This window comes from Corallococcus aberystwythensis, assembly GCF_003612165.1.
Classification (GTDB): Bacteria; Myxococcota; Myxococcia; order Myxococcales; family Myxococcaceae; genus Corallococcus; species Corallococcus aberystwythensis.
In genome coordinates, this window is record NZ_RAWK01000433.1 from 1 (window position 1) to 5270 (window position 5270).

3 protein-coding genes are annotated in these 5270 nt (G+C 70.9%); 2 read left to right on the forward strand and 1 reads right to left on the reverse strand.

Annotation, left to right across the window (positions count from 1 at the left end; translation table 11 throughout):
• Positions 1–332: 332 nt before the first annotated feature.
• Together D7W81_RS39690 and D7W81_RS39695 are read left to right on the forward strand one after the other, a co-directional pair.
• A complete protein-coding gene (locus tag D7W81_RS39690) occupies positions 333–2933 on the forward strand; it encodes a M16 family metallopeptidase (RefSeq protein WP_120560523.1) in 2601 nt (866 codons plus the stop codon).
• 77 nt (positions 2934–3010) lie between these two features.
• Positions 3011–3877 (forward strand): 50S ribosomal protein L11 methyltransferase, encoded by an 867-nt coding sequence (locus D7W81_RS39695; protein WP_120560524.1) that lies wholly within the window; start codon positions 3011–3013, stop codon positions 3875–3877.
• A 247-nt stretch (positions 3878–4124) separates the two neighbouring features.
• On the opposite strand, the gene D7W81_RS39700 is transcribed toward D7W81_RS39695, so the two are convergent.
• Entirely contained in the window at positions 4125–5120 is a 996-nt protein-coding gene (locus tag D7W81_RS39700; RefSeq protein ID WP_158621781.1) for an asparaginase, read from the reverse strand.
• Positions 5121–5270 lie beyond the last annotated feature (150 nt).

Genomic DNA, 5270 nt, shown 5'->3' on the forward strand with positions numbered 1-5270 from the left:
GCGCGGAGGGGGGAGGCTTGGGAACCGCGAGCGGCCTGGTGGGCGCCGGGGCGGACGCCGCCATGGGGGCGTCGCCGTCATCCAGCAGTTCCTTCAGGTCCGCGAGCGGATCCGCCTCGTCCGGGGGAGACGGCATGTGCGCTCCCAGGTTACCGGCCACGGGCGCTTTCCACCAGTTACGCGATGACGACCCGTGCCGCTTCGCCTGCCTGGTGGGTGACAGGCGGCACGGTCCGCTCGACGTGAGGGGGGCGGGACGTTAGCCAATGGAGCAAACATCACACCTCGCCTTGCCTCCCCTCGGGAGGGGATGACAGCTTCGGACCACTTCTATGGCCATCCGCTACACCCTGCCCAACGGGCTCACCGTCGTCTTCGAGGAGCAGCACGCCGCCAAGGTCGCGGCCTTCCAGGTCTGGGTCAAGGCCGGCAGCGCGGATGAAAGGCCGGACCAGGCGGGCCTGGCCCACCTGCACGAGCACATGCTCTTCAAGGGCACGGAGCGCCGGGGCCCGGGCGAGATTGCCCGCGACATCGAGGCGCACGGCGGCGAAATCAACGCCTGGACGTCCTTCGACCAGACCGTCTACCACATCGTCCTCGCCAGCCAGTTCGCCCGCACGGGCCTGGACATCCTGGGGGACGCGGTGCGCCGCTCCGCGTTCGACAAGGACGAACTGGCGCGCGAAATCGAGGTGGTGTGCGAGGAGATCAAGCGCAGCTACGACTCCCCCTCGCGCCGCTCGTCCCGCGGGCTGTTCACCACCGCGTTCCAGACGCACCCCTACCGGCTGCCCGTCATCGGCACCGAGGAGAGCGTGCGCAGCTTCACGCGTGAGAAGGTGCTGGAGTTCTACCACCGGCACTACACGCCCAGGAACCTGGTGCTGTCCGTCGCGGGCGACCTGAACGAGGCGGAGCTGCGCCAGTGGGTGGACGAAATCTTCGGCGGTGACTGGGGCCGGCCCTACGCGGGCCCGGTGGAGCGCCCCCGCGACGCCGCGCCCACGGGCCGCCGCGTCCTCATCCAGACGGAGGACGTGAAGGAGGCCTACGTGAACCTGGCCTTCGCCATCCCGGAGCTGGAGCACCCGGACGTGCCCGCGTTGGACCTGCTGTCGACCATCGCCGGCCAGGGCAATTCGTCCTGGCTGGTGCGCGAGGTGAAGCGCCGCCAGCACCTGGTCAATGACGTGCACGCGTCCGCGTACACGCCCAAGGACCCGGGCATCTTCTCCGTGTCGCTGACGCTGCCGCCCGCGCAGGTGCAGAAGGCGCTCACGCAGACGGCTCGCGTGCTGGAGGCGCTGCGCACCACGCTGGTCCCCGAGGACGAGCTGCGCTCGGTGCAGGCGAGCGTGGAGGCGGAGTCCGTCTACCGCAAGGAGACGGTGCAGGGCACCGCGCGCAACCTGGGCTCGTACCAGACGTCCCCTGGCGGCCTGGAGTCCGAGGCCCGCTACCTGGAGGACGTCCGCAACCTCAAGCCGGAGGACCTGCGCCGCGTGGCCCAGAAGTACCTGCGTCTGGAGCACGCCGTCGTCACCGCACTGGTCCCGCCCTCCGCGGAGCTGACGGAAGCGCAGTTGCACGCCGCGCTGGACGAAGCGGCGAAGAGCCCCGGCCTCACGCCCCCGCCGCGCGCCACCCGGACGCCCCCGGACGCCCCGGTGCGTCCGGCCCGGAGCCTGGCCGCGTCCGCGCGTTCAGAGGTGGTGCAGGAGAAGCTGCCCTCCGGCGCGACCCTCATCATCCGGGTGGAGCCGCACATCCCGCTGTTCTCCATGCGCGCGGCCTTCATTGGTGGCGCGCGCTACGAGACGCCCGAGAACAACGGCATCTCCACGTTGATCAGCCGCACCCTCACCAAGGGCACCACGACGCTCAGCGCGGATGACATCTTCCAGCTGGGGGACCTGTACGCGGGCAACATCGTCGGCCAGGGCGGCCGCAACTCCGTGAGCCTGAAGGCGGACTTCCTGTCGCGCTACTTCGAGCCCAGCTTCCGGCTGTTCGCGGACGTGCTGCTCAACCCGGCCTTCCGCGAGGAGGAGGTGGCCCGCGAGCGCGCGCTGCTGCTCCAGGACATCCTCACCCGCGAGGACAAGCCGTCCAGCCTGGCGTTCGAGCTGTTCTCGCGCACGCTCTACCAGGAGCACCCGTACCGGCTGTCGCTCGTGGGTGAGAAGGCCTCCGTGGAGGCGCTGGGGCCCGAGCAGCTGCGCGCGTATCACCGGGCGCACATGGACCCGTCGCAGATGACGCTCAGCGTGGTGGGCGACGTGGACGTGGACGAGGTGCGGAAGCTGGCGAACGAATACTTCGGCCAGTCGCGCGGCGGCGCGGTGGCGCCGAAGCAGCTCCAGCCGGAGGCGCCTCCCTCCGCTCCGCGCACGGAGAAGAAGGTGCTCGCGCGCGCGCAGACGCACCTGGTGATGGGCTTCCAGGCGGCGCGGATGACGGACCCGTGGCGCGTGGTGCTGGACGTGCTGTCCACGGTGCTGTCGGGCCAGGGCGGGCGGCTCTTCATCGAGCTGCGCGACAAGCGCTCCATGGCCTACAGCGTGAGCAGCTTCTCCATGGACGGGTTGGACCCCGGCTACTTCGCCGTCTACATGGGCACGAGCCCGGAGAAGGTGGACGCGGCGGTGGAGGGCATGCGCCGCGAGCTGCAGCGCATCCGCGACGAGCCCATCCCGGCCGAGGAGCTGGAGCGCGCCAAGCAGCACATCATCGGGGCGTACGAAATCGACCTGCAGCGCAACAGCGCCCGCGCGACGCTGCTGGCGCTGGACACCTGCTACGGCATCGGGCTGGACAACTTCCTGCACTACTCCGAGCACGTGGCGAAGGTGACGGCGGAGGACGTGCAGGCGGTGGCCCGCCGGGTCATCGACTTCGACCGCATGGCCATGGCCGTCGTCGGTCCGTAAGGCGTGTCCCCCGCGAGCGTGGAAGCGTCACGACGACGACGCTTCCACGCCGCACCGGGTGCGGTAGAAGGGGCGCCATGTCCCAGACCTACCTGTCACTCACCGTGGATATCGCGGAGGAAGCCTCCGAGATCCTCCAGGACCTTCTCCATGAGACCGGCGCCCTGGGCCTGGAGGTCCGCGACACGGAGACGCCCTCCATGCCGGGCGTGCGCGTCCCCGCGAAGGGTGAGTCCATCGTCGTTGCCTACTTCGAGGACCGCGAGAGCGCCGAAGAGGCCCGCGACGCCGTGGCGGAGAGCCACCCCACCGCGCGCCTGTCCCTGGACGAGCAGCCCCAGCAGGACTGGAGCAACGAGTGGAAGTCGCTCATCAAGTCCGTGCAGGTGGGCCGCCTGTGGGTGGGACCGCCCTGGGACGCGGTGAATGCGCCCGAGGGCAAGATGAAGGTCGTCATCGAGCCGAAGATGGCCTTCGGCACGGGGGACCACCCCACCACGTCGCTGTGTCTGGCGGCGGTGGATGACTTCATGTCCACGCACCCGGGCGCGAGCGTCCTGGACGTGGGCACCGGCACGGGCGTGCTGGCCATCGCGGCGAAGAAGCTGGGCGCGGGCCACGTGGTGGGCACCGACAACGACCCCATCTCCGTGGAGCTGGCCCGGGAGAACTGCGCCGACAACGGGACGCCCGACCTGGACATCTCCGGGCGTGAGCTGACGGAGGTGCCCGGCACCTTCGACCTGGTGCTCGCGAACATCCTGGCGAACACGCTGATTGAGCTGGCGCCCCTCATCGTGGCCAAGACGAAGGACCGGCTGGTGCTGGCCGGCGTGCTCGCGCACCAGCGCGTGGACGTGGAGGCCGCGTACCGCAAGCTCGGGTGCACCGTGATGGAGGGCGCGCAGCAGGGCGAGTGGGTGCGCATCGACTTGAAGCGCTAGGAACAAGAGGGGGTCGGGCCGCGAACGCGAACGCTCGCCAACCCGACCCCATCTGGACTCGCGAGGCTTTCCCCCTTGACGTCAGGACCCCGCGAGTCCCGCCGTGTGCGGACAGTCCAGTTGCAGTCCGCGTGCCCACCGCCGTGTCCGGGGGGCCCCTGGAAGCAGCGGGACGGTTGTAGCGGGGCCGGTTACGGAGCGCGCGGCGCGTGTGACCTTCCGCGCTACAGCGGGCGGCTCCGGAGCTTCAGGCGAACGCGAGCGAGCCCGCCGCGCGCAGGGAGCCCACGACTTCGTTCCGGGTGTTGAGGATGCGCGGCTCCGCGTGGTGCTCCAGGCCCGTCATGGGCAGCGGCAGGCCCTGCTGTTCCGCGACGAGGCGCAGGACGGCGAGCAGCGCGGGCGCGGCGCAGCGGGCGTCGCCGTCCTCCACCTTGAGGGCCACGCCCAGACGGGCCCGGGGGAGCGCGGCGCAGTAGACGCCCTCCGCGCCAATCTTCACCACGGCCTCGCCGCCGAAGGCCGTCATCAGCTCCGTGCACGCGCGCCCCTTGCCGCCAACAAGCTCCGGGTGCGCGAGCATGGCTTCGCGCAGGCGGCGCGCGGCGGGCGCTTCCGACACGCCGAAGCGGGCCCACGCGGTGGCCATGGCGCTGAGCGGCAGGCCGAAGCAGACGGCGAGGCAGCCATCCACGGCCTTCACCAGCGCGTCGCGCGGCAGGCCCGTCCACTTGGCGATTTCATCCTGGATGCGCTCCTGCACCGGGTGGCCGTCGCTGGCGTAGCCGTGCACGTCCCAGCCGTGGTGACGGGCCAGCGCGAGCATCCCCGCGTGCTTGCCGGAGCAGTTGTTCCACCGGGGCGTGAGCACCACCCCGGCCTTCAGGGCTTCTTCGGCGACGGCGGGTGACAGCGACGGGTGCGGGCCGCACGCGAGGTGGCGCTCCTCGCAGCCGGAGGCGCTCAGCATCTGCATGGCGAGCGCGCGGTGCACGGGTTCGCTGGAGTGGGACGCGCAGGAGAGCGCCAGCTCGCGCGGGCCGAAGCCGTAGCGGTCCGCCGCGCCGTCCTGAACCATGGGCAGCGACTGGAAGGGCTTCGCCGCCGAGCGCCAGAAGGTGACGCGCTCCGGGTCGCCCGCGAACGCGACGCGCGTGCCCTCCGCGCTCACCACCGCGACGGACACGGTGTGGAGGGACTCGACGAAGCCGGAGCGGGTGGACTCGATGACGAGGGTGGACATGGGGGTGGGCGCGCCATAGCAGGAACGGGACGCCGCCGGTCGCTCGCGCATTCCGGAAAGGGAACCTCCGGACGCATGGAGGGCTATCCTCCAGGCGCCCTCCCCTTCAAGGAAGCCGCCGTGGTCCGCCTCTTCGTCCCCCTGCCCGAC

Coding starts and splice junctions, on each gene's coding strand:
- D7W81_RS39695 (WP_120560524.1), top strand. CDS start 3,011: ATGTCCCAGACCTACCTGTCACTCACCGTGGATATCGCGGAGGAAGCC.
- D7W81_RS39690 (WP_120560523.1), top strand. CDS start 333: ATGGCCATCCGCTACACCCTGCCCAACGGGCTCACCGTCGTCTTCGAG.
- D7W81_RS39700 (WP_158621781.1), bottom strand. CDS start 5,120: ATGTCCACCCTCGTCATCGAGTCCACCCGCTCCGGCTTCGTCGAGTCC.